General features: G+C 29.2%; 22 protein-coding genes. 4 read left to right on the top strand and 18 right to left on the bottom strand.

Going from position 1 to position 25,286, the window contains the following annotated elements:
• The first annotated feature begins 7 nt into the window (after positions 1 to 7).
• Positions 8 to 235, top strand: a complete 228-nt coding sequence (locus tag Q4Q34_RS07020; protein ID WP_303283948.1) for a DUF6341 family protein — start codon at positions 8 to 10, stop codon at positions 233 to 235.
• A gap of 19 nt (positions 236 to 254) precedes the next feature.
• Here the strand turns inward: Q4Q34_RS07020 and purD are convergent, their stop codons facing one another.
• Complete coding sequence (gene purD, locus Q4Q34_RS07025; protein WP_303316552.1) at positions 255 to 1,529, bottom strand: phosphoribosylamine--glycine ligase; 1,275 nt, start codon at positions 1,527 to 1,529, stop codon at positions 255 to 257.
• A 161-nt stretch (positions 1,530 to 1,690) separates the two neighbouring features.
• Here purD and Q4Q34_RS07030 point away from each other — a divergent pair, with 161 nt between their 5' ends.
• Genes Q4Q34_RS07030 through Q4Q34_RS07040 form a run of 3 tightly spaced genes read left to right on the top strand, consistent with a single transcriptional unit; the run spans position 1,691 to position 5,264 of the window.
• Positions 1,691 to 3,001, top strand: a complete 1,311-nt coding sequence (locus Q4Q34_RS07030; protein ID WP_303316553.1) for a phenylacetate--CoA ligase family protein — start codon at positions 1,691 to 1,693, stop codon at positions 2,999 to 3,001.
• A gap of 5 nt (positions 3,002 to 3,006) precedes the next feature.
• Positions 3,007 to 4,101, top strand: coding sequence for a non-hydrolyzing UDP-N-acetylglucosamine 2-epimerase (gene wecB, locus Q4Q34_RS07035; protein ID WP_303316554.1), 1,095 nt, complete (start codon positions 3,007 to 3,009; stop codon positions 4,099 to 4,101).
• Positions 4,101 to 5,264, top strand: a complete 1,164-nt coding sequence (locus tag Q4Q34_RS07040) for a glycosyltransferase family 4 protein (protein ID WP_303316555.1) — start codon at positions 4,101 to 4,103, stop codon at positions 5,262 to 5,264. Before wecB ends, Q4Q34_RS07040 begins: the two co-directional genes overlap by 1 nt.
• On the opposite strand, the gene Q4Q34_RS07045 is transcribed toward Q4Q34_RS07040, so the two are convergent.
• The 17 genes from Q4Q34_RS07045 to Q4Q34_RS07120 form a co-directional block, all read right to left on the bottom strand.
• Positions 5,261 to 6,670 (bottom strand): exopolysaccharide biosynthesis polyprenyl glycosylphosphotransferase, encoded by a 1,410-nt coding sequence (locus Q4Q34_RS07045; RefSeq protein ID WP_303316556.1) that lies wholly within the window; start codon positions 6,668 to 6,670, stop codon positions 5,261 to 5,263. The two genes, Q4Q34_RS07040 and Q4Q34_RS07045, sit on opposite strands and share 4 nt — an antisense overlap.
• Positions 6,671 to 6,677: 7 nt before the next feature.
• Positions 6,678 to 7,670 carry a UDP-glucuronic acid decarboxylase family protein gene (locus Q4Q34_RS07050; protein WP_303316557.1) on the bottom strand — a complete coding sequence of 331 codons (993 nt, stop codon included), beginning with the start codon at positions 7,668 to 7,670 and terminating at the stop codon, positions 6,678 to 6,680.
• A 4-nt stretch (positions 7,671 to 7,674) separates the two neighbouring features.
• Positions 7,675 to 8,973 carry a UDP-glucose dehydrogenase family protein gene (locus Q4Q34_RS07055; protein WP_303316558.1) on the bottom strand — a complete coding sequence of 433 codons (1,299 nt, stop codon included), beginning with the start codon at positions 8,971 to 8,973 and terminating at the stop codon, positions 7,675 to 7,677.
• 34 nt (positions 8,974 to 9,007) lie between these two features.
• Complete coding sequence (locus tag Q4Q34_RS07060; protein ID WP_303316559.1) at positions 9,008 to 10,300, bottom strand: exopolysaccharide biosynthesis polyprenyl glycosylphosphotransferase; 1,293 nt, start codon at positions 10,298 to 10,300, stop codon at positions 9,008 to 9,010.
• Between the two features lie 343 nt (positions 10,301 to 10,643).
• Complete coding sequence (locus Q4Q34_RS07065) at positions 10,644 to 11,861, bottom strand: WcaI family glycosyltransferase (RefSeq protein ID WP_303316560.1); 1,218 nt, start codon at positions 11,859 to 11,861, stop codon at positions 10,644 to 10,646.
• The gene (locus tag Q4Q34_RS07070) at positions 11,854 to 12,399 is read right to left on the bottom strand and encodes a putative colanic acid biosynthesis acetyltransferase (protein ID WP_303316561.1); all 546 of its coding nucleotides are present in this window, start codon (positions 12,397 to 12,399) and stop codon (positions 11,854 to 11,856) included. Before Q4Q34_RS07070 ends, Q4Q34_RS07065 begins: the two co-directional genes overlap by 8 nt.
• Positions 12,400 to 12,631: 232 nt before the next feature.
• Positions 12,632 to 13,840, bottom strand: a complete 1,209-nt coding sequence (locus tag Q4Q34_RS19630) for an O-antigen ligase family protein (RefSeq protein WP_408611550.1) — start codon at positions 13,838 to 13,840, stop codon at positions 12,632 to 12,634.
• 90 nt (positions 13,841 to 13,930) lie between these two features.
• On the bottom strand, positions 13,931 to 15,013 hold the full coding sequence (locus Q4Q34_RS07075; RefSeq protein WP_303316562.1) for a glycosyltransferase: 1,083 nt from the start codon (positions 15,011 to 15,013) through the stop codon (positions 13,931 to 13,933).
• Positions 14,973 to 16,187, bottom strand: a complete 1,215-nt coding sequence (locus tag Q4Q34_RS07080) for an O-antigen ligase family protein (RefSeq protein ID WP_303316563.1) — start codon at positions 16,185 to 16,187, stop codon at positions 14,973 to 14,975. Before Q4Q34_RS07080 ends, Q4Q34_RS07075 begins: the two co-directional genes overlap by 41 nt.
• Entirely contained in the window at positions 16,171 to 16,944 is a 774-nt protein-coding gene (locus Q4Q34_RS07085; protein ID WP_303316564.1) for a glycosyltransferase family 2 protein, read from the bottom strand. Before Q4Q34_RS07085 ends, Q4Q34_RS07080 begins: the two co-directional genes overlap by 17 nt.
• Positions 16,945 to 16,952: 8 nt before the next feature.
• On the bottom strand, positions 16,953 to 18,452 hold the full coding sequence (locus Q4Q34_RS07090; RefSeq protein WP_303316565.1) for a hypothetical protein: 1,500 nt from the start codon (positions 18,450 to 18,452) through the stop codon (positions 16,953 to 16,955).
• A 14-nt stretch (positions 18,453 to 18,466) separates the two neighbouring features.
• On the bottom strand, positions 18,467 to 19,606 hold the full coding sequence (locus Q4Q34_RS07095; protein WP_303316566.1) for a glycosyltransferase family 4 protein: 1,140 nt from the start codon (positions 19,604 to 19,606) through the stop codon (positions 18,467 to 18,469).
• 9 nt (positions 19,607 to 19,615) lie between these two features.
• Positions 19,616 to 20,560 carry a hypothetical protein gene (locus Q4Q34_RS07100; protein WP_303316567.1) on the bottom strand — a complete coding sequence of 315 codons (945 nt, stop codon included), beginning with the start codon at positions 20,558 to 20,560 and terminating at the stop codon, positions 19,616 to 19,618.
• A 37-nt stretch (positions 20,561 to 20,597) separates the two neighbouring features.
• Complete coding sequence (locus tag Q4Q34_RS07105; protein WP_303316568.1) at positions 20,598 to 21,530, bottom strand: hypothetical protein; 933 nt, start codon at positions 21,528 to 21,530, stop codon at positions 20,598 to 20,600.
• 2 nt (positions 21,531 to 21,532) lie between these two features.
• The gene (locus Q4Q34_RS07110) at positions 21,533 to 22,972 is read right to left on the bottom strand and encodes an MBOAT family O-acyltransferase (protein ID WP_303316569.1); all 1,440 of its coding nucleotides are present in this window, start codon (positions 22,970 to 22,972) and stop codon (positions 21,533 to 21,535) included.
• Between the two features lie 16 nt (positions 22,973 to 22,988).
• Entirely contained in the window at positions 22,989 to 24,311 is a 1,323-nt protein-coding gene (locus tag Q4Q34_RS07115; protein WP_303316570.1) for a flippase, read from the bottom strand.
• Between the two features lie 13 nt (positions 24,312 to 24,324).
• On the bottom strand, positions 24,325 to 25,281 hold the full coding sequence (locus Q4Q34_RS07120; protein WP_303316571.1) for a Gfo/Idh/MocA family protein: 957 nt from the start codon (positions 25,279 to 25,281) through the stop codon (positions 24,325 to 24,327).
• Positions 25,282 to 25,286 lie beyond the last annotated feature (5 nt).

The following is a 25,286-nucleotide window of genomic DNA, read 5'->3' on the forward strand; positions in this document are numbered from 1 at the left end:
ACAACCCATGAAAGATTTCTTTTACGCTATACAAGATTTATTTGTTAATGTTCTTTTTGCTCCATATGATGCTTTAAGAGCTCTTGAACTAGAAAACTGGTTTGCTGCAAATACCGTTTCTTGGATTTTCCTTATTATAGGTTTTGTTGCTATGGTTTATTGGATGAAGCAACTTAAAATATTTAACGATAATAACGAAGAAGATAAAAGTGTTTCTTCACACTCGTTTTTGTAAAACGACCTTCATTATAAATTTAGTTTAGGTCGAATCCTATATCCTTACGATAATTCATCTTATCAAAATGTAGTTTTTCTATGTTTTGGTAAGATTTTTTTATGGCTTCTTGGTATGTATTTCCGTATGATGTAATAGCCATAACACGGCCACCTGAGGTAACTACTTTACCACTATGTAATGTAGCTCCTGCATGAAATGGTATAGAATCCTGAATATTTTCTATTCCTGTAATTTCTTTTCCTTTTTCATATCCTTCTGGATAACCTCCAGAGACTAACATAATTGTTGTTGCGGCCCGTTCGTCTATTTCAATATTAATTTTATCTAATGTCCCATTAGACATAGCTTCAAGTATATCAACAAAGTCATTTTTTAATCTAGGTAACACAACTTCTGTTTCCGGATCACCCATACGTACATTGTATTCTATTACTTTTGGGTCGTCTCCAACTTTAATTAGTCCAATAAACACAAATCCCACATAAGGTAAATTGTCCTTTTTAAAACCATTAATAGTGGGTTTTACAATACGTTCTTCAATTTTATTAAGGAATTCATCTGTTGCAAAAGGCACAGGGGAAACAGCTCCCATACCACCTGTATTTAAACCTGTATCTCCTTCTCCAATTCGTTTATAATCTTTTGCTGTTGGTAAAATTTTATAGTTTGTACCATCAGTCAACACAAAACAGCTCAATTCTATACCATCTAAAAATTCTTCAATAACGACCTTGATACTTGCTTCACCAAATTTAGCATCAACCAACATACTTTTTAATTCAGCTTTAGCTTCTTCTAAATCATTTAAAATAACAACACCTTTACCAGCTGCTAATCCATCTGCTTTTAAAACATATGGAGCTTTTAAGGTTTCCAAAAATGCATAACCTTTTTCTACGGTTTCTTTTGTAAAACTTTCGTATGCCGCCGTTGGAATATTATGTCGGTATAAAAACTCCTTAGCAAACTCTTTACTTCCTTCTAATTCTGCTGCTACTTTTTGAGGACCAATAACGGATACATGTTTAATAGCCTTATCATTTAAAAAATAATCATGAACACCATTAACCAAAGGGTCTTCAGGACCAACAACAACCATATCAATTCCTTCGTTTAAAACAAGTTCTTTAATGGCATCAAAGTCATTAACCCCAATGTTAACATTGGTTGCTATTTGAGCAGTTCCGGAATTTCCTGGAGCAACAAATAGTTGTTTGCATTTAGCACTTTGGGCAATTTTCCAAGCAAATGTATGTTCTCTTCCGCCAGAACCAAGAATTAAGATATTCATTGTATTTTATTTATTAGATTCCCATTTGCATGAGAATGACCATTTATTGTTTTTAATGCTTTGTAATAAAAGTGTTTTCTCGAATGCAAAAATAAAACTAATGACACGAATACACGAATATTTTTTATTTACTTTACAAAACAATTTTATCTTCATTTATTTTGGATTTATTCGATCTTTCTTTAAAACTTAAAGGCTTTCCTATACGAAAAGCTAAACTCGCTTTGGAAGAGATTCAAAAGAAAAGTGATACTGAGTTTAACAATTATGTTGAAACCAAAAAGCAAGATATTGTTGCTTATCATTTGAAACATAATTCATTTTATAAATCGTTTGCAAAAAACACCAATATATTAGATTGGAACACGGTTCCAATTATGACAAAACAAGATTTACAACAACCATTAGAGACGCTTTTATCTGATGGGTTTTCAAAAAAAAGCATTTATATAGATAAGACTTCTGGTGCGTCTGGTCAGCCATTTATTTTCTCTAAAGATAAATTTACGCATGCATTAACTTGGAGTGTTATAATGGACCGATTTTCTTGGTTTAATCTTAACTTTAGCAGTACAAAACAAGCACGATTTTATGGAATTCCTTTAGATAAAAAAGGGTATTACACTGAAAAGCTAAAAGACCTTATCAGTAACAGGTATCGGTTTAATGTATTCGATTTAAGTGATGAAGCTCTCGAAAATTGGTTGAGAGACTTTAAAAAGAAGCCCTTCTATTATTTGAATGGTTACACAAGTCCTATTGTTCAATTTGCAAAATATCTTCACCGTAAAAACACCATACTAAAAACTGTTTGCCCTACTTTAAAAGCATGTGTTGTTACGTCTGAAATGCTTTTCGAAGATGATAAAAAACTCATGGAAAAACAATTTGGAGTCCCTATAATCAATGAATATGGAGCTTCAGAATTAGACTTAATTGCCTTTGAAAACATAAAAGGAGAATGGATTGCTAACAGTGAAACGCTATTTATAGAAATCTTAGATGAGAATAACCATGTTTTACCTTACGGTGAAGAAGGGCGTTTAGTCATTACATCTTTATATAATAAAGCACAGCCTTTTATAAGATATGATATTGGAGATATAGGCGTTCTTTCAAAAAAAAGTACCCTAAAAAACCCTATTTTAGAAAAACTAACTGGTAGAACAAATGACATCGCTATATTACCTAGCGGTAAAAAAGCATCAGGGTTAACGTTTTACTACATTACCAAAAGTATTATTGAAGAAGATGGTAGCGTTAAAGAGTTTATTATTGAACAATTAAAGCTCGATACTTTTAAAATTTACTATGTTAGCGACAGTGATATGTCTTCAAACAAAATAGAAACGGTGAGAAATGAAATGAAAAATTATCTAGAAAGTGGACTTACCATCCTATTTGAAAGACAAACAACTTTAAAACGCTCGAAAAGTGGTAAATTGAAACAATTTTCATCATTAATACAATAACCCTAATGAATATTACTATAGTTGCTGGCGCACGGCCAAACTTTATGAAAATTGCCCCCATTATTGAAGCTATAAAGAATAAAAAAAAGGACGGGGTTCATATTAATTATAGACTTGTTCACACTGGACAACATTACGACAAAAATTTAAGTGATGCATTTTTTGAAGAACTAAATATCCCGTTTCCTGATAACAATCTTGAAGTTAAAAGTGGGACACAAGCAGAACAAACTGCTGCTATTATGATTGGTTTTGAAAAAGAATTAGAACAAAATCCGTGTGATTTGGTTATGGTTGTTGGTGATGTTACCTCAACTATGGCTTGTACTATTGTTGCTAAAAAGGCTAATATAAAAGTGGCACATGTTGAAGCAGGAATTCGTTCTGGCGATATGAAAATGCCTGAAGAAATTAACCGAATTGTGACCGATAGTTTAACCGATTATTTTTTTACAACATCAATCTACGCAAACGAAAATTTAATGAAACTCGGTATTCCAAAATCGAACATCTTTTTTGTTGGTAACGTCATGATTGATACGCTTAGAAAGAATGAAACTCGCCTAAAAAAGCCTGCGCTATGGAATGATTTAAATTTATCGGATAAAGAGTATCTGGTTATGACGCTTCATAGACCTAGTAATGTTGATGAAGAAGAACTTTTGAAAAAACTCGTCACTCAAATTGTAACATTAGCCAAGAGCTACCCTATAATTTTCCCAGTACACCCCAGAACTAAAAAACTTCTAAGTGGTTTGGATTTAAATTTTAATAACCTCCACTATGTAAACCCATTAGGTTACTTAGAATTTAATTATTTAGTAAAAAATGCTTTTGCTGTATTGACGGATTCCGGAGGTATAACCGAAGAAACTACTGTTATGAATGTGCCTTGTATTACGCTTAGGGATTCTACAGAACGCCCAGAAACTTGTGATATAGGAACCAATATTTTAGTCGGTAATGATCCTGAAAAAATTGAAAATGTTTTCAAAATATTACTTTCCAAATCTTGGAAACAAGGAAGCATACCTGATCTATGGGATGGATTTGCAGCAAAAAGAATTGTTAATCATTTAGTAGATATTTATAAGTTATAATGATTAGTGTCCTCATCATAACCAATTATTTTCCTCCTGAAACCGGAGCTGCTTCAAACCGTATCTTTCATTTAGCTGAAGGCCTACAAAAGCATAATTATAAAGTATCTGTTTTAACCCCTTTACCAAATTATCCAACAGGTCAAATTTTTGAAAACTATAAAGGAAAGTTTAAAAGCTCTTCCATAGAAAACAATATTACTATTCATCGTTTATGGATTTATGCTAGTAATTCTAAAAATAAGCTCTTACGTTTAATAGCAATGCTTTCCTATAGCTTTAGTTTATTCTGGTTTTTTGCATGGAATAAAATCCCGAAAACGGTTATTATACAATCCCCACCATTATTAGTTGCTTTTACATCTGTATTCTTTTTACGATCTAAAAAACGAAAAATCATTTTAAATGTGAGTGACTTATGGCCTATTGCTGGGTTAGAGTTAGGAGCTTTTAAAAAGAATTTCAGCTATAAATTACTCGAAAAAATTGAACGCTTTAATTATAAACACGCTGATTTAGTTTTAGGACAGAGTAATGAAATTATAAATCACGTAAAATCTTTGTTTCCAGAAAAGGATACTTTTTTATATCGTAATTATCCAGATTTTATCGTACCTGAAATTCCTGAAAGAGCAGGTTCAAAAGGAAAATTAAAAATGGTATATGCTGGTTTGTTAGGCATAGCACAAGGAATTTATAAGTTGTGTCAAGAATTAGATTATACACATGTTCAATTTCATATTTATGGTGCAGGTGCTGAACGAGAAAAAATTCAAACTCTTATTTCCAACAATTCAGAATTAGATATTATATATCATAATGAAATCTCAAGGGACAAGTTACATGAGGCTCTTTTAAGCTATGATTTAACCATTATCCCGTTACTAAATAGAATTTATGGGTCTGTGCCTTCAAAAATATTTGAATACGCCAGATTAGGTTTACCTATGATTTATTTTGGTGGTGGCGAGGGAGAATCCATAATAAAAGACTATCGGTTAGGTTGGGTTGCTGAAGCGGGTAATTACAATGATTTGAATACTGTTATTTCCAGAGTTAATCCCTCTGATCTGAAATTAAATAATAGAAATAGAATAATAAAAATTGCTATTGAAAATTTCGATTTTGACAAGCAATTAGATGCGTTAATTGAAAAAGTTTAATATGCTTTTTCTTGACCTTTTATCATATTTAGTACAGTTTGCAAAATTATTTTTATGTCTAAAAACAATGACCAATTTTCTATATAAAAATTATCATATTTAACACGGTTAACAATATCTTTATCAGATTTCACCTCTCCTCTATATCCTTTAATTTGAGCTAAACCCGTTACTCCTGGTTTGACATGGTGTCTGAAAATAAAGTTATACTTATCTATCTTTTTTGAATAATCATCTGTATATGTTAACATATGAGGTCGAGGACCAACAACACTCATGTCCCCTTTTAAAACATTTATAAATTGAGGTATTTCGTCTAAGTTCGTTCTGCGTAAAAATTTTCCAATTTTCGTTATACGAACATCATTTTGTTTTACATAGGTACCTTTCTCTTCCTTTGTAGTGGTTAATGACCTAAACTTATAACAATTAAATTCTTTATAGTTAATACCATTTCTTTTATGTCTATAAAACAAAGGTCCTTTAGATTCAAGCTTAATAAGGATAAATAAAATTATTGAAAGCCAAAAATGAATAGAGATAATAATAAACAAAGAAAACACAACATCAAAGCACCGTTTCAAGAGTTTATTAAATTCATTATTCAAAGCAACTTCCTGAATAGATAAAACAGGAAGATAACTATAGTAATCTGTTTGAAGTCGTTTAGTAAAAAGCTTGAGGGTATCAGGAATAAACTTAATATTACAATGATTTATATTAGCATACTTTACATAATCATTAACTTCTTTTTCGGTTAACTCATCGATAGCACAATAAATTTCATCGATATTATCATTTTTTTGCAAAAAGCTAAAACTATCATTAATTGTTCCTGTTGTATTATCATTCTTTGAGTTATTAAAAATAGCTTTTATATTATACCCTAATTCTTTTTCCTTTTTAAATATATTTTTAAGCTCATTGATATTCTCTCCACTACCAATAATAATAACGTTTCTTAAATTTCCTTTTAAATATGTACGAACCTTTTTTAAGGTATAAAAACTTAATATTTTAACGACTCCAATAGCTAAAAATGAGTAAAGTAAGTATTTAATAACAACTATAGCTTCTACATTTATACTTCTAAATATACCAACATAAGCAAATGTAATTATTGTATATGCTAAAAATTGTTTTATTAAAAGAGAAATTATACTTTGCGCTGAAGTATATCTATATACTTTATAAAACTTTAATAAGAATGTTGTTGAAAGCCAACAAACAATAGAATAAATAACATAAAGCAAATGTTTATCATTGAGCCATCTTATTGAGAAAAAAAATAACTTTTCATCATTAAAATTCAATAAATAATACGCAAAGATATTAATGATAAAAATATCACAGACTATTAAAAAAGGTCTTAACAGCCATGAATATCTACCTCGCGTATATGCCATTAATCAATCACTTATTAATATAACTAGAAAAATCTTTATGTTCGCTTTTATAAAGTTCTTCTTCAGTTAAACTTTTAAAATAATCAAAGGTTATTTTCATCCCCTCAGTTCTATCTACTTTTGGTTCCCAATCTAATAACTTTTTAGCTAAGGCTATATCAGGTTGTCGCTGCATCGGATCATTTACAGGTAAGTCCTCATATATTATCTTTTGGGAAGTCCCTGTGAGTTTAATGATTTCCTCTGCAAACTCTTTAATGGTTATTTCATGGGGGTTCCCAATATTAACAGGCAGGTTATAATCACATAATAGCAACTTATATATTCCTTCAACCTGATCATCAACATAACAAAATGATCGCGTTTGAGAACCATCTCCAAATACAGTTAAATTTTCTCCTCTCAAAGCTTGTCCCATAAATGCAGGGATAACTCTACCATCATTAAGGCGCATTCTTGGACCATAGGTATTAAATATACGTACAATACGTGTTTCTAACCCATGAAATCGATGATAAGCCATGGTAATTGATTCTTGAAATCGTTTCGCTTCGTCATAAACACCTCTAGGTCCTATAGTATTTACATTTCCGTAATAATCCTCTATTTGTGGATGTACTAAGGGATCTCCATATACTTCTGATGTGGATGCAACAAGTATTCTGGCATTTTTTGCTTTTGCTACTCCAAGTAAATTATGAGTCCCTAAAGAACCGACCTTTAAAGTTTGAATAGGTATTTTTAAATAATCTATAGGGCTAGCTGGAGAAGCAAAATGTAAAATGTAATCAAGGTTTCCCTCTATTTTTACATACGTAGTTACATCATGCTCAATGAACTCAAAATTCTGATTATTAATTAAATGCGCCAGGTTTTTTTTATCCCCAGTTATATAGTTATCCATACCGATAACATTAAATCCTTCCGAGACAAATTTATCGCATAAATGAGATCCTAAGAAACCAGCTGCTCCAGTTATTAATACTCTTTTTTTATTCATATTTCTATCTCCCTATTGAACTATAATAAATTCCTTCGCCTTTAATTTCCTCCAAATCATATAAATTTCTCCCATCAAAAATAACAGGTTGATTCATTAAACTTTTCAACTTTGAAAAATTAGGCGTTCTAAAAATACTCCATTCAGTACAAATCACTAAAGCATCTGCACGATCAAGTACTTCATACATTGTCTTTGCAAAATTAATTTTCGACCCTAATTTTCGGTCTACATTAGGCATTGCCTCAGGATCAAATGCTGTAATTGTAGCACCTAAATCCAGCAAGTCATTAATCATATATAGTGCCGGAGCTTCTCTTATGTCATCGGTTTCTGGTTTAAATGCCAATCCCCAAATTGCAATTTTCTTGCCTTTAAGGTCATCTTTAAAAAATGATTTTATCCTAGGAATAAGCTTTGTTTTTTGTTTAGTATTAACATCAATAACTGACTCTAATATTTTAAAATCGTATTCAGAATCCTTTCCTGTTTTATGCAAAGCCTTCACATCTTTGGGAAAACATGAACCTCCATAACCAATTCCTGGAAACAAGAAACGTTTTCCAATACGAGAATCAGTTCCCATACCAATTCGGACCTTATCAACATCTGCTCCCACTTTTTCACAGAAATTTGCAATTTCATTCATAAAAGTAATTTTAGTCGCTAAAAAAGAATTGGCCGCATATTTTGTAAGTTCTGCTGATTTCTCATCCATAATAATAATTGGATTTCCAGACCTTACAAAAGGTTTGTAAAGCTTTTCCATCATTTCTGTTGCTCTACTTGAATTCGAACCAATTACAATACGCTCCGGCTTTAGAAAGTCATCTACGGCAAAACCTTCTCTTAGGAATTCCGGGTTAGATATAACGTCAAAATCGACACTAGCTTCATCCGCAATAACTGCTCTCACTTTTTCAGCTGTGCCAACTGGAACCGTACTTTTATCAACTATTACTTTATATTTATTTATTATCTTTCCAATTGATTTAGCCACACCCAACACATAGGACAAATCAGCCGAACCATCCTCATCCTCAGGTGTAGGTAAGGCTAAAAATATAATATCTCCATGTTCCAGCCCTTCTTCTAAGGACGTTGAGAAGTCGAGTCTATTAGCTTTAATGTTTCTATGAAATAATACATCTAAATGAGGTTCATATATAGGAACTTCTCCCTCTCTCATTTTATTAATTTTATTTTCATCTATATCAATGCAAAGCACTTCATTTCCTGTTTCTGCTAAGCACGTTCCTGTGACTAGTCCTACATAACCAGTTCCAACTACTGTTACCTTCATTTAATTAAAAATTATTTTATGATTTAGGTTATAATTAATAGGCTTTATCTTCTCCTTTAAGCACGTTTAATACAGTTTGTATTATTATATTAAAGTCCATAAGCAAAGACCAATTTTCTATATAAAAAATATCATATTTCGTTCTGTTTACAATATCCTCTCTCGTTTCAATTTCACCTCGGTACCCTCTAACTTGTGCCAAACCTGTAATTCCTGGTTTCGCAAAATATCTGACCATATATTTTGGAACTTTAGTACCATATAATTCGTTTTGTCTCCATAAATGGGGTCTTGGCCCGACTACAGACATTGAACCAAACAATACATTAAAAAATTGCGGCAATTCATCAATACTTGTTCTTCTGATAAACCGCCCAACTTTAGTTACCCTCGGATCATTCCTTGATGCCGATTCCTCCGATCTTGAATTAATGCTCATAGATCTGAATTTATAACATCCAAAACCTTTTTCCTTTATTCCCGGACGATTCTGCCTAAAAAAAATCGGTCCCCTACTCTCAATCACTATTATGGTTCCCAAGATTGGAATCAGCCAAGACAACACAAAAAATATTATGGCTAACGAGAAAACTACATCAAAACTTCTCTTTATTAGATTTTGCACGGGATCATCTAAAGGAATCTTACGCAAAGATAAAATGGGCATCAAATCATAATGATTTAAATATAAAGCCTTAGTATATATTTCTTTATTATCTGGAATGAATTTTAAGGTTTTTATATTGACATCAGAGAATTCTATAAATTCTTTGATTTGATCATTGTTTAGTTCATTAACAGAACAATAAACTTCATCTATTGAGTTTTCAATTATAAAATTAAAACTGCTTTTAATACTCCCTTGTTTTTCATTTTCATCTTTATCAGTAAAATAACCTAAAAATCTATATCCATATGATCTTTGATTTTGAAAAAATTTCTCCAATCGTCTGGTTGATTCATTAGATCCTATTATGATAACTTGTTTATAATTGCTCCCAGTTATCAGCCTATATTTTTTCAAAAAACCATGCAAAAACACCCTCCAAGCTCCAAAAGCAAAAAAGAGCACTAATAAAAAATTAATAATTTCCTCAGGAGAAATTTCAGATTTGATGATATAAAAATATGATGTAGTAGTTAGCCCTAAAACTAATATTAACCTAAACAATAAGGAAACAACCTTGACAATTTTCGTAAATCTATAAACTTCATAAAACGAAAAAAAAGTGGAAAGAACGACCCAAAAGGCTGCAAAAAAAACTATATCCGTTAAACTCTTAGTTAAGGAAAAATAAGACAAAAGGGATATAATTAATAAATCCATTATATACAATATTGGTCTTATCCATCTAGAATAACCTCCTTTTATCATATATTAATTCATTATATTAATTTTTTTTTCAGATAGCAAAGATACTTTAATATTTTAAATAACTACAACAATAATGTACTCTCATTTGAACAAACAAAGAAGTAATTTTCTCGAAGAAGTACATTTCATAAAATATAATTATAATTAAACAATCACGATTTAATTGTGAGAAAAACTTGTTTTAATTTTTTAGTCAAAAAACAAGCGTTTTTGTCACTCAAAATGCTATCAGAATTTAATTTATCTCAAAAAAATAGAAGAAGGTCACTAGTTTTACACCTATTAAAATTATATTTTAGACTATTTCAGACAGTTTATTTTCGAAACTTTGAAGTACTTCATTTGAAGAAAAATGTTTAACTATATAATTTCTGGCATTTAACCCTAAATCCAATAACTTTTCTTTTGAGTTCAACAAACTTTTTACGACTGAAACACATTCTTCAACATCTACATTTGATAGATAAACACCTCCATTAGAATTATTTACAACAACCTTGACCTCAGACCCGTCTCCACCCGTAATCAATGATGGTCTGGAACTAGCCATCATTCCTAGCAATTTAGAGGGCATAACAGAATCTACGACATTGTTTTTCTGAAATAAAATATGTAAATCTGCACTACATAATAAACTAGATAATTCGCTATACTTCACAGGAGGGTAATATTTAACATTATCAAAGTTCCTAATATTATCGCATAGCCATTCCCTTTTAGCTCCATCTCCAACAACTAAAATTTCCACTTCAAGATTCATCAATTTCTTAGCAAATAAAACAAAGAAGTCCCAATCTTGTTTATCACCAATATTTCCAGAATAAAGAATTTTAAATCTTGAGGATTTTAAATAATCATGTGTTTCGTAATTAGAGGGGTTTATTTTACTTACATCTATCCAATTTGGAAAATAAAATGAATCCGAATTCGATTTATCTTTAAGATGGCTAATCATTCTATGGCTAATTGTACTGTTAATATCCCCCTGATTTAATAGCCTTTTCTCCATCCTGAATAAAAGATTAAATAGACTTTTTTTAATAATATTATCTCCTGAAGTTAGCCCTGTTTCCTTTACAGCATCAAATTCGAAATCTTGTATATGATTCCATAATTTAGCTTTTCTTCTTCGTTTTAAAATCCAGCCAAGAAAAATTGTACTAGTATGAGGCACAACACTAATAACAATATCACACTCTTTTATTTTAAATACATTGATAAAAGATCCTAGTGTAAAATCTAATAGTAATAATATTCTTTTAAAAAAAGTTGGCTTAGAAGGCACGTACTGTTTATACCTATATATAGTACTATTACCATCTTTTTCTTTTAAAAAGGTTTTTTTCTTTTTATAATCATCTCTTATTTTCCATTGAGGGTAGCTTGGAAAACCCGTAATTATATTCACATCATAGCCCATACCAGTGAGATAATCTACCATTTGTTTGTTATATAAACCTATAGCTGTATCTTCCGGGTAATAGTACCCACTTATTAATGTTATTTTATTCAATTTCTCTATCTTTTATTGGCTTTGCGGGATTACCTATACATATTTTCATTTCTGGGAGGTCATTAAAAACACTACTTCTAGCTCCAACAACAGTACCCTTACCTATTGTAATGCCCGGGGCGATAAATACATCTGTAGCAATCCAACAATTATTTTCTATTATTATTTTTGCATTTCTAATTGGAAAGTCCTTTCTTTTATAATCATGTGTACCCGTACAGAGATAAGACTTTTGAGATATTACCGTGTTTTCCCCGATGTTAATTTCTCCCAAGCTATATAAATTCACATCATCGCCTATCCAACTGTAATCACCTATTGAGACTTTCCATGGGTATACAATTTGCACTGTGGGCCTAATAATTACATTTTTTCCTATTCTCGCACCAAAAAGTCTTAGCAAAAACCGCCTCCAACCATACAATAATTGCGGTGACGGTCTAAAAAGTAATGCTTGAACCGCCCACCATATTTGAACAAAAGCTTTAGACCTTCCTCTAAAATCTTTAGGTGTTTTATATAATTTTAAGTTTTGCATATATTATTTAAGTAAAAATTAACACTCCTCCTTACTAGATATAATTCTTTTTCTATATTATTAGACTACGCTAAGTGTCTAAACGATTATCTTATGTAATTCATTATTTACCTCATATGGATTTCAATTTCTTTATTAATTAAAAAATTATAATATACTGAGATATTAAAAAAGTGTATTTAATGATTAAATAGTATTACCATAATATTCGAAGAAACATAATATCTGTAAATCAATTTTTTACACCTGCATTCAAAAATGATATTTTCTCGTCACTGAAAAAATATAAAAGGCAAATAAAATAATTAAATGTCACTATGCCATAATGCCTAGACAAATAGTTTTCAGATAAATTAACAATCAACAATTGAAACAACAATAAAAGCGCTAATGTTGATCCCCTAATTTTTCTAATCACTAGAATTATATAACTCAGAAAAAATAATACAAAAAACCAGCCTCCATATAAAACAAGATTTAAATAATAATTATGAGTATTATAGTTCTTGTTTTTTGAGAAATTACTGTTAAATGAGTTTTCGTAACAAAAGTTTAGGTTACTTTGGAGTTCATCTCCATATCCAAATAGTGGAAGATTTTCCATTAAAACAAATGAGCATTTCAAAATAGCTATCCTCATATTGGTAGAGTTATGATAATTTTCTTTCACAGGCCTCTTGTAATCCGTTAATACCTCATTAAATCTTTGTGACAATATTTGCTTGAAAGGCAACAAAGTCATTATAATGAACAAGCTGATTAAAATAGAATAAAACCAAATCTTTTTTTCATTAAAGCTTTTTAAGAAAAGTAGTAATAAAGCAAATATTGTTATAAATAATAAAAGGATAATAATTCTGCTGCTAAACAAAAAAATCATAAACGTTGTAAAAACTACATTAAAAACATTTACTAAAGTGAATTTTAGATTTGTTTTTTTTCTAAGGGTTTTATAAGCAGATACGGTAAAGCTTACCAGAAGAAAGGAAGAAAAATAAGTAGGATGAATATGTAAAGGTGAATTCCTAAAAATAAAATCTCTAAATAAAGGTATATTATATTTGTCTATAAAAAACAACTTATCGACGTTATACTCACCAAGAAAATGGACCAAATAACAACAACTTGCCAATGATACTGATCCCTGGAAGACAATTATAGAAATTTCCATAATTGTCTTATCTAAATAATCTGGCTTAAAATGAAATAAAACAGGAAAAACTAAAAAAGGCAAATGCAATAAGACTCTTTTGATATTAAAATCCATAGTCAAAAATTCATGGAAAAAGAATAACCAAAAGATTAGTGTAAACAATAAAAGTTGTTTATTAAACATTAATGTTTTTTTAAAAATAATAGTATTTAATAAAACAAAAAATGCAGCAATAATTATTGTAATAGAGTTAATATTTTCCTTCATTAATGGAAATGCGGCAAGCATTATAAAGGAAAGGCATGTCGATCCTTTTAAAACTCTAATAGGTTTCAAAAAATTTAGAGAAATATTTGTTTTGCTCAATTGAAATTCATTTTAAGATATGTTATTATAAAGTTTATCCCAATCGCTCAGCCTTTTTTCCCAAGAATAATGCTCTAAAACAAAATTATAAAGCTTTTCCCCATTATAATTTCTTTCTTCAATAGACCACTGCAAAATCTTATTTAATGCTTCATAAAGTTCTTTTTCAGATGGGTTAATCAGTATACCTCCATTTTTGCCCCATAATCTGTTTAATCCTGTTTGATACGTCGTTATCACAGGGGTTTTATATACCGCAGCTTCTAAGTTTACCATTCCTACAACCTCAGAATGTGAAGGGGCTACAAAAGCAAAGGCATTCGTAAATAGTTCGACTTTTTCTGATCCTTTAACCAACCCTAAAAATTCTACTTTATCTGATACATTATTTTTTTCAACCAATTTATCTAAAATATGTTTATAATCATTAAAAGGCCCTGCTATTTTCAATTTTACACCCTCTGGATTTAATTTACTAAACGCATTAATTAAGATATCGATTCCCTTTTTTTTATCTAATCTACCCACATAAAGAACGTATTTTTCAGAATCGGTAATCCTGTTTATTCCTTTATTCAAATTATGATCAATTAAATTTGGGATTTCAACGAAATCAGCACCCTTAAATATTTTGGCCAAATGTAATTTCTCATCATTAGTGATAGCATGGATTTTACTTGACTTAGAAAAAACTCTTTTAGCTAGTATTTGAAAATACAATTTTTTTTGAATTTTTCCTTTTTGCCATATCCATGGTTCATACATCCCATGAGGTGTTAGAACATATGGAATTTTATTTTTTAGCGCAATTTTAGCAGCTATATATTGGGGATATCTCCATACGCCATGAATGTGGAATATGTCTATTTTTTCATCAACATAAATCTCCTCAATTTTTTTTTGCCAATCTTTAGAATATAACAAAAAATCATCTTTGCAGTCAACTATACGTATGTTATCTCCTTTTTCTTTATTTGAAGAAATAATATATGATTTATGTTCTAAACTATTTAATCTTTCGATTAGCTCCTTTACTACAGTTCTAATACCTCCGCTATATATTGAGTAATCTTCTAGTATATGTAGGATGTTCATCAAAGTCCTTTAAAAAAATTAATAATAAAAAATAGAATTCAGGTGGAAAATAATGTCCCTCTCTAAGAATTTTAATTATTAAATAAAATAATACTCCTTGTCTTGGAATATTATCTTGTCTCATAACCTTAACTCCTTTAAAAATAAAAATCAATAAAAAAATAATTGCAAAAATACCTAATTCCGCCATAAACCTTAAAAATAAAGAAGCTGCATCTTGACTATTAATTCTTTCCAATTTAATTGTTTTTATATACGGAGGAGGAATAATATCCTTAAAATATTTCTCATATTGAGGTTTGTAAGAGCCTAATCCCGTTCCAAAAGGGTTTTCAATAAAATTACGTTTAGCTATATAAGTGTTTGATATTATTGCATAAGAACTAACATTAGTATTTGGTTTAAACTTCCCTGTATTTATCGTTTCCAAAGATTCATATGTCTGTTTTACTCTTAAAATTATTTTGTAAGTTAAATCATTTCCAGACACGTCTGACAAATTTCTATCCCAATTTTTATAAAAAAACCCAATAATTAAGAATAAAACAACAATAAATAACACCAAATATTTAAACAGATATTTTATTTTTAGCATTGGAAGAGTAAAAACTAAAAAAACTCCTAAAAATCCGAGAAAAGATTTTGAAAGTAGTATTGTAATTAATATGACAATAAATCGAAATGTATGTTTTTCTTTTAAATAGAAATACATCGCAGGCAACATTATCACAGCATAATGAGCTGGTTCTGACAATATCCCATTTAATCTATTTGGATCAAACGATGCAATATTGAAAAGATACATTGGTATAGCCAAAACAGCAATAACAAATGCAAAATTTACGTATACATTAAAAACAAGCTTAGTTCCGTATACTTTTAAAAAACTATAATAATATATACTGGACAAGCCAACTCCTAATAATTGAGAAAAAAGAGATGTAATAGGATTATCATATAAGACATACATTAACAATCCATGCAGGAAGAAAAAACCTAAAATAAAAACGATGTTCTTGTGAAGAAAAATCTTATTCTTTATTGATAATATACAAAAATTAACAACTAATATTAGATAAAAAAGCTTCCATTGAATAATATATTCAAGTTTAAAAGCTTCTGTAAACAACGCAAAAATTGAACTATATAAGATATACTTATCTATTAATCGCATACCAGAGCCTTCTTATATAATATTTAACAAAATCAGTATAATAATCGTAAATACAAATAATTTTACTTAAACCCCCTGTATCATGCTTTGCCTTTAACGCTTCCTTAAAAACACATTTAACATTGCTGTTACTCACTCCTCCATAGGACATAACACACGTTATTTTATCTATTTTTTTCGTTTTTAACTTGTCTTTTGCTCTTAGTAATAATTCATAATCTCCACAAATTTTATAACACTGATTAAAAATTCCTTGTTCAATAAAAAATGCTTTGTTGTGAAATGCCCCAACATGTGCTATATTCATGTGTCTCTTAAATATTGACCATGACCAAACACCCTTTATTGTCTTCAAATGCTTATCTCCATCCATTACTTTTACATTTGAATAAATTAAGTCAAAAGAGTCTAATTCATTATTACTTATTTCCTCTGAATATGTTTGGATCGCATCTTTACAATAAGAATCATCTGATCCTAAAAAAGAAATCCAATCACCTTTAGCTATTAGTAGGCCTTTATTCCATGCATCATAAATACCATTATCTGATTCGGAAATCCATTTGTAATCTATTCCTCTAGCCTTAAACTCTTTTTCGTAAGATCGAATTATTTCAACAGTATTATCACCTGATTTACCATCAATTATTATGTATTCAAAATCATTAATAGTTTGATGAAGAACTGAGTTAATGGTCTCTTTAATTGATTTGCTAGAATTATAGCTAGCTGTAATAATTGATAGCTTTGGTTTCATATTACATTTTAATAATTTCTTGACTTAAAACAGAACCAATCCTTCTTTTTTATTTCGGGAAACCAATGTGTCCCATCTGAACAAAATTGATGTGCATTTTCAAATGTCAAACCTACTTCATTTTTTAAATCAACCCAATCAGCGTCAAACCAATTAGCAATGTCTTTACTATCATTTCTTATACTTTCATAAATATGCATCTTATCCAATTTTGCCAAAGAAGCATTCCAACCATCCTTCCAAATTCCATAACCGTCACTGTTTAGTTTCCCAATCATATGAGAAAGTGAAATTGGAATTGAAGATAATAAAAAATTTGCATCGGGATTAACTAACTTTAACTGCATGATATATGCTGCAAATGTTTGTTTATACCCAAAAATATACTCTCTCGTTTTTCCATCCATAGCATTAAACAAATTAAGTTTAGACAATATTGTCAAAGGATCATCCCCATAATAAGGATAACTATTTATAACTGCTTGGATTGAAGCTTTGCTTAGTACCCCTCCTCCTTCCCCATCATTTGTTGATAGAGGTAATATATAATAGTCTACATTTTTTAATTGGAGTATAACATCATCTTTTAACTCTTGAGAATAAAACCAGAACATATTTGGTTGATTAATGTTTTCATACCTATACTTTATAGAATGTCCGCCTCTAGCCATTGATATAATATATAAACCTGTTCTTTGGGCTATAACTTTATGAAGTTCTCGGTCCTGGTGTTGGCTATCTCCTATAACTACAGCAAACTTTCCTATTTTATCACTATTTAACACCTCTGCTTCATTTTTATAATACTTATAAGGGTCGATATCAAGATTCGCACCATCCAAAAAAGTTAAATTTAAAATCTCAAACTCCTTTACTGGTATACCACTTACACTATATATCTTTAATTGTATATCATACATATTACTTAAATTATATAAAACATATGAATAATCTCCATCAACTTTTAGTACTTCAAAAATGTAAGGATTATTCGCATTACCCGCAAAGTGCGCTTTGCTACCAACTGTTTTTAGTTTTTCACTTGACAAATAATACGGAGCACCATAAACATTTATAAACGCTATGCCATTACCGTTTAATTTTTTATTATTAATCCAAAAGCCTAAAGAATATGCGTCTCTTTTAACAATGTAATCAGTAGCAAATCTCATCGAAAATATAGGCTGAGAGTCTGATAGCCTTCCTTCAGATTTTTTTGACAAGTATAGATTATTATCTAAAAAAGATAGTCTTAAACCTTTATGAAATTTTTTATGTGTAAAAACTTCAGAATGTAATCTATTTAAATGTTCATCAAATCCGTTTGTTACATACCCTCTATTTAATTCATCTGGATAATCTGTTAAAGTTTCGTTATATAAAACTCCTTGGCTATATAAAATATCACTATATAGATATTCTAACTTAGAATTAATGTCAATCTGTCCATCTACTATACATAATGGGCAAATGAAGATAGCCAATAAAAAAATTATAAATCTTTTCACAATTACTCTCTTAGTTATTGTTTTTTTAATTCTTTATATACTTGAAATATATTATCAGTATTCAACTTCGAAGAAAAATTATTCACAGCGTGGTCATATGCACTATTTCCAATTAACTTTAAATCCTCCCTATTTTGATCAATATTATGAATTATTTCTGCTAGCTGTTTAAAGTTACCAAGGGTATATAAATATCCTAAATCTTTACTTACTATAATTTCTTTATTAGCCCCAGTATTACTTGCTATAACAGGAATTTTATTCATCATAAATTCAACAGTCACTCTTCCAAAAGCTTCTCTTTGGGATGAAACAACACCTAAATCTATAGTTTTTAAAAATACATCTACATCAGAAATGTACCCTTTGAAAAAAATATTTTTATCAAGCTTTTCTTTTTTAACAAACTCTTTTAAAAACTGCATATATTTACCTGTACCATCTCCTACTATATATAAAACAAAGTTTGAATTCTTCTTCGTGTTTTTAAGATAAGATAATGCTTTTATTACCTCTATTTGATTTTTGTTTTCAGATATTACTCCCAGAACACAGATTCTTAAAGCTTTATCATTGTTATATTCTTTAACAAAATTCTCTTTAAGTTTAATGCCATTATATACTACTCTTATTTTTTCTGGATTTATATATTGTGAATAGTACTTTTTTAAATCTTTAGAAATAGCAATAACTATTGATGCATTTGAACTAAAATAATTGCCTGCAGACTTTATGCCTGTGTAGTATTTAATATTAAAATCGTCTTGTCCGTATTCCCTTATATGCCAAACATGAGGTGTTTTCATTTTTTTTGACAAATATCCCCCTAAATTGGTAACGCTTGAATTGGTATGAATAAGATCACAACTGAAAGAAATCTGTTTTAATGAACTAAAAATTCGTTTGAAAAGAAATTTATTTAATATTAGTTTAGTTTTAGATTTTATAAAAGTATTGGCATTTAGCCAGTTATAATACCTGAAGATTAAATAATCGATTTTGTTTTCTTCTAACTGATCTGAAAAGGTTCCTTTTTGGGGAACAATTACAAGAGCTTCAACACCATAATACGCTCTTAAATCAATAAGCAATTGAAGTAAAGATTTATTGGCTCCATATAAAAAAGAGTAATGAGTTACAAACAAAATTTTCATAATAAAAGCTTATGTTTTCAACGTTAAAAGATTCTTAATATGTTTTTTAAATACAAAAAAGACTAATGTTTTAACAAAATGTTTTGCACGTATCATAAAACCTAAATCACCTATATAATAATATGCAATTAAGTTCTTTGTTTGTCCTTGAAAATGTAACGCTTTAAAAGAAATATTTTTATTCATTTTTAAATTTAAGCAAATCGGTTTTTTATTTTTTAAAACCACTTTCTTAGTGAGAATTCCCAATAAATTAGAGGACTCATATTCATTTAAAATTGAATTTTGACTTGTCCCTATATAAGAATCGAATGTAAATTTATTTTCATGAACTAATGCTACATTTTTTACAGTTTCTCTATGTAATCTTTGAAATAATGATAAAAATGTCATATCCGATATTCCACCATATCGCTTAATTTTAAAAAAACTGTCTGCCAAATTATCAAGTTCTGTTTGTCTATTTTTATAATAATCTAAAATAAAATTTGTAAAACTTTGTAATCCATTTAAGGTCCAATAAGAAACACTTCCCATACAATTCCAATCAAATTCAGAATCGCGTTCCATAATTGAATATGCAATTTCTTCAGATGAATATAATTTACATAAAGTACTTGCTATGTTATCATAAATTAGCACATCTGGATCCATGTGAACTGCCTTATCTATTTTATGTTTTACCATATACTCTTCCATATAAAACCATCTTAATAAGCAATTAACATCAAAATCTATTGAATTAGTAGATCTATGCGTGTAAATTTTTTTTAACAATTCAGATTTTTTACTGGATAAATCTCTGCAGTTTATATGCTTAATTAAAGAGCAGGTATTTTCATTACTACTATCGCCAATAAGAACGATATTGTCACAAAACATGGCTCCTTGACTCAATGTGAATTTTAAATAACTAGGGTTTCCTAGAATAAATGTTATAATTGGAATATTCATTATATTGAATGTAACTCTATTTAAGTATGTTAATCACTTAAGTCCTTTTTAGTTTTAAAATCACTTTTTTAAGGTCTTCTATTAATAATTTTGTTCTATTATCTACACCTTCTTTTGTTAAATGGTATGGTGTGTTAAACATCATTTTTTCGGACATTACATATCGCTTTGAATCACCTAACAAATAAAAATCTAGAGATTTCAATACTTCTTCAACTTTTTTAATTTTATTTATATTTTTATTATATGAACTCAATTGATAACAGGGAAATGTAACTAATAAAGTAGCCTTTTTTATTTTCACCTTCTTTTCAAACTCTTTTAAATCTTTCAAAATATGATCATTAAATGGCTCTGAAAAATATTTATCCGGACTAAACTTTCTAGACTCCATAGTCCAATGAGTATATACATCACCATATTCATTAAAAGAATTTACATTATAAACATCGCTCTCTTTAATATTAAAGTATTCTGTGGGCTTTAATTTTGAAAAGCTATATTTAAATAAAGATTTTGAGATATTAGAAATTTGCTCAATAGATAATCTTTTTACTTCATTTCTATTTAAGTCAAAAACTGTTCTAAGAAGCATTTCTCCTCCAAAAAATGTATTACCATAAAATTGGGAGTACTCTGGAGCAACAATTATAATATCACCTTCTTTCACAAAGGGCTCAGTGCTATCTAACATATACTTTAACCCAATACCTGCATGAACACCAGTATTAATAGGGTTTACTAATAGCGAATCTTTTAACAATTTAGAATTAATGCCAAAACTTAAATTAGAGCCTCCAACTAAAACAAGCCTGGGTTTTTCAACATTTACTAAAAGTGAGTCTTTCTTAATTTTCGCAAATAGTAGCGACTTTGAAGCTCTAGGTGTTGCTGGTAAAATGAAACCTATTATAGCTATTAATAGCATACATAAAACAAAACAAAACGTTCTGACTAAGAAATTTTTCATATTCAAAATTGAAAATAAATGAATTGTTGAGACTCATTATTATTTAAAAATATCATAATAATAAAAACTAAATAGGTTATCCATCTTATTGAAAAATTATATCTAAAAAATAATTTCTCTATGGCATATTTGTTTTCTCTGCCAAACCATTCTATAATCATAAAGAATATAATCAATAGCATAGGTGTGAGCATCCCACTATAGTATGGCATTGAAAAAGTTGACATTGAAAATATCTCATTAATGTAAGTAATGGCTTGATCTAAATTATTTGCTCTAAAAAAAATCCAAGCTACTACTGTTAAACTAAATGTTAGACTCATACTCATAACTTCTTTAAAAGAAGGTATTGATTTACCTTTTGCCACAATATCGGTATTAACTCTATTCTTATTAAGAAACATTAACGGCAAAAAATAGAACGCATTTAATGCTCCCCAAACAATAAAAGTCCAATTTGCTCCATGCCAAAATCCACTTACAAGAAAAATGACAAAAATATTTCGTGTTTTTGCCCATGTACTTCCTCGACTTCCTCCTAATGGAATATATACATAATCTCTAAACCATGTAGATAGAGAAATGTGCCAACGCCTCCAAAACTCTGCTATGTCTCTTGAAAAATAGGGAAATGAAAAATTTTGTTTTAAATCAAACCCTAATAATCTAGAGGTTCCTATTGCAATATCCGAATAACCCGAAAAATCGCCATAAATTTGAAATGTAAAAAAGAATGCTCCAAGGATTAAAGTACTACCTGAATATTCTGATGAACTGTTAAAAATTTGATTCGCAACTACAGCGGCATTATCTGCTATTACTATTTTTTTAAATAAACCCCAAAGAATTTGTCTTAAACCATCTACCGCTTTTGTATATTCAAATTTTCTCTTTTCATAAAATTGAGGTAACAAGTTAGTCGCCCGCTCTATAGGTCCAGCAACCAGTTGAGGAAAAAAGCTAACAAAGGCAGAAAAAGCTATAAAATCTTTAGTTGGCTTGAGGTTATGTTTATAAACATCAATTGTATAGCTTAATGTTTGAAAAGTATAAAAACTAATACCTACTGGTAAAATAATATTTAATGAAGTAACATTTATTTTTGTACCAAAAAAAGTAAATGCACTCATAAAGTTATCAATGAAAAAATTATAGTATTTAAAAACTCCTAGAAAACCCAGATTAACCAGCACACTGACATAAAGAAAAACTTTCCTTTTGCGTTCATTGTTTTGACCACCTAATGATACACCTATTAGATAATCAACACAAGTACTAAACGCTATCAAGGATAAAAATCTCCAATCCCACCATCCATAAAAAACATAACTAGTGACAACTATTAAAATGTTTTGATATTTAGTTTTATTCTTATATAAAAACCAATAAATAAAGAAAACTATGGGTAGAAAAAAGGCAAATTCTATTGAGTTAAATAGCATAATTAAGTTCTATTTTTTAACGTTTACTACTATAAATAGATTTTAAAAAATTGATTGCATAAAATGGGTTCATAGCCTTTATCTTCATTTTAAATAACCCAAAAAGTTTTTTATTGAATAAATCTAAAGGATAATAAGATATAATTCCGTAAGATATAAGCGTGGCGTATGCGGCTCCACTTAATCCATATTTGGGGATTAAAACAATGTTTAAGAGTATATTTGATATAGCACCTAATACCGATCTATAAAAAACTTGTTTTGTAAGCTTTTCTATTTGTAAATATCTTGTACTAGTGATAACAAAAAACATAAATATAGAAGAAAATATGTGTATTCGATATATTGCAGCTGAAGAAAGATATTGTTCTCCATATGTGACATCAAAAATTAAATCTGCAAAAACATAATTAACGATAATTATAACTAATGCTATCCAAAACATAAAACTAAACAATGATTGTATTCTTAAATTATAGGTACTTATATCTACTTGCTTACTTTTAACCATTGAAGGAAATATTGAATTGCAAATAACAACAGGAATCGTATACCATAATTCACTTAACTTAACGGTTGCATTATATAAACCGTTGCTAGCATTGCCCAAAATATGTTTAATCATTATTTGGTCAACGCGCATAAAAACAGTAACCATTATTGTAGACAAAATTAAAGGCCAGCCTTCTCTTAAGAACAAGGTTGCTATTTTACTATCGTACTTCCAATCACTAAAATTCTCTCCTAATTTATAATAATAATGATAATAGAGAGCTGCCATCATTATAGACTCAGAAAGCAAAGCTACTCCAAAATAAATAAGGTCTAACTCAAAAAAAACAAAAAGAAATTTTAAAGTTGCGCTAAATATATTTGCAAAAAAACTAACCCAAAATAATTGTTTTCCTAAAATTTTGGACTTAAAATAAAATTGTAAAACAAAAACTGTATGAAACAGGTACGCTGTTCCCAAAATAAAAACTAGAAGCAACGTTTGGGTGTCTAAGTTTAAAAAATAACCTGTTGCTAATATTCCCGAAAGCGCTAAAATACCTCCTATCAACTTTATAACACTAGCTGTTCCTAAAAAATGGCCAATAGGTTTTTCTTTCTTTACCAACTCTCTATTAAGAATTTCATTAATTCCAAAATCTGCTATACAGGCAAATAAACCAACTAAAGATTGAGCATATCCTAATATACCATATTGTTCTTTCCCTAAATATCTTGCTACCGTTAATCCTACAATAAAAGAAACAAATAGAGCGAAAAATTTTTCGAAAAATTGCCATATAGTATTAATTAAATATTTTTTTAACCCTTTATTTATCTTTTTCAAAACCATTATAAACTTAAGAATTAAGCTTTACTAATTCTATTAATAACGCCTGTTTTAAAAGATTTGAATACTCTTTTTCAAAATCATGATTAAGAATAATGGTTTTGAAATAATTAATCATATTCAAAAAATGATCATCTTTTTCTAAACGAACAGTTTCCACATTCCCATCTTCCTCTATAATTAATTCTGGAGCATAATCCAATTTAGCAGTATAAGCCCTAGTTGCTGTGACTTTTCCTTTACTAAACCAAATTTCATAATTACACTGATAATAATTATCGAAGCCAAATGCTGTTTCAACAAAAATTTCTTTTTTCTCATCAATCAAAAAAGCTCCTCCAAACCAATCAACTTTGTATTTATCATTATTTGCTAAAAAAGATGATTTCACCTCAAAATCTTTCTCTAATATAAAAGAGGCTGCTTTTAAAGTATAGGCTCCAGCATCTAATAATGCTCCACCTCCCAATTCTTTCTTATATCGAATATTATTATCTCCTCCAAAAGGAGGAAAACCAAATGAGCTTCTAAAACACCTTAATTCACCTAACCTTTTTTCCTTTATGATACTTTTAACTACTTTATGTTGGGAATGATGTTGAAATTGGAAATTTTCAACAAGGGCTAAATTTTTTCTTCTAGCTAACTCTACCATCTCATTGGCCTCATTAAACGTCATTGCAGCAGATTTCTCTACTAATACGTGCTTTCCTAATTTTAATGCTTTTAAAACCCATTCATAGTGAAGTCCAGTAGGTAAAGGTATGTATATAGCATCTAATTCTTCTATTTCAAGTAATTTTTCATAACCTGTAACAAAATTACAATTATATCGTCCTGATACTTCTTCTGCTTTCTGTAAGCTTCTACTTGAAACGATAATTTTTGCATTTGCATCTGATCTCAAAATTGCTGGTATTACAGATGTTATTGCAATATTAGCACAACCAAGTATTCCCCAATTCATATTTT

Origin of the sequence: Flavivirga abyssicola (genome assembly GCF_030540775.2) — a bacterium.
GTDB lineage: Bacteria > Bacteroidota > Bacteroidia > Flavobacteriales > Flavobacteriaceae > Flavivirga > Flavivirga abyssicola.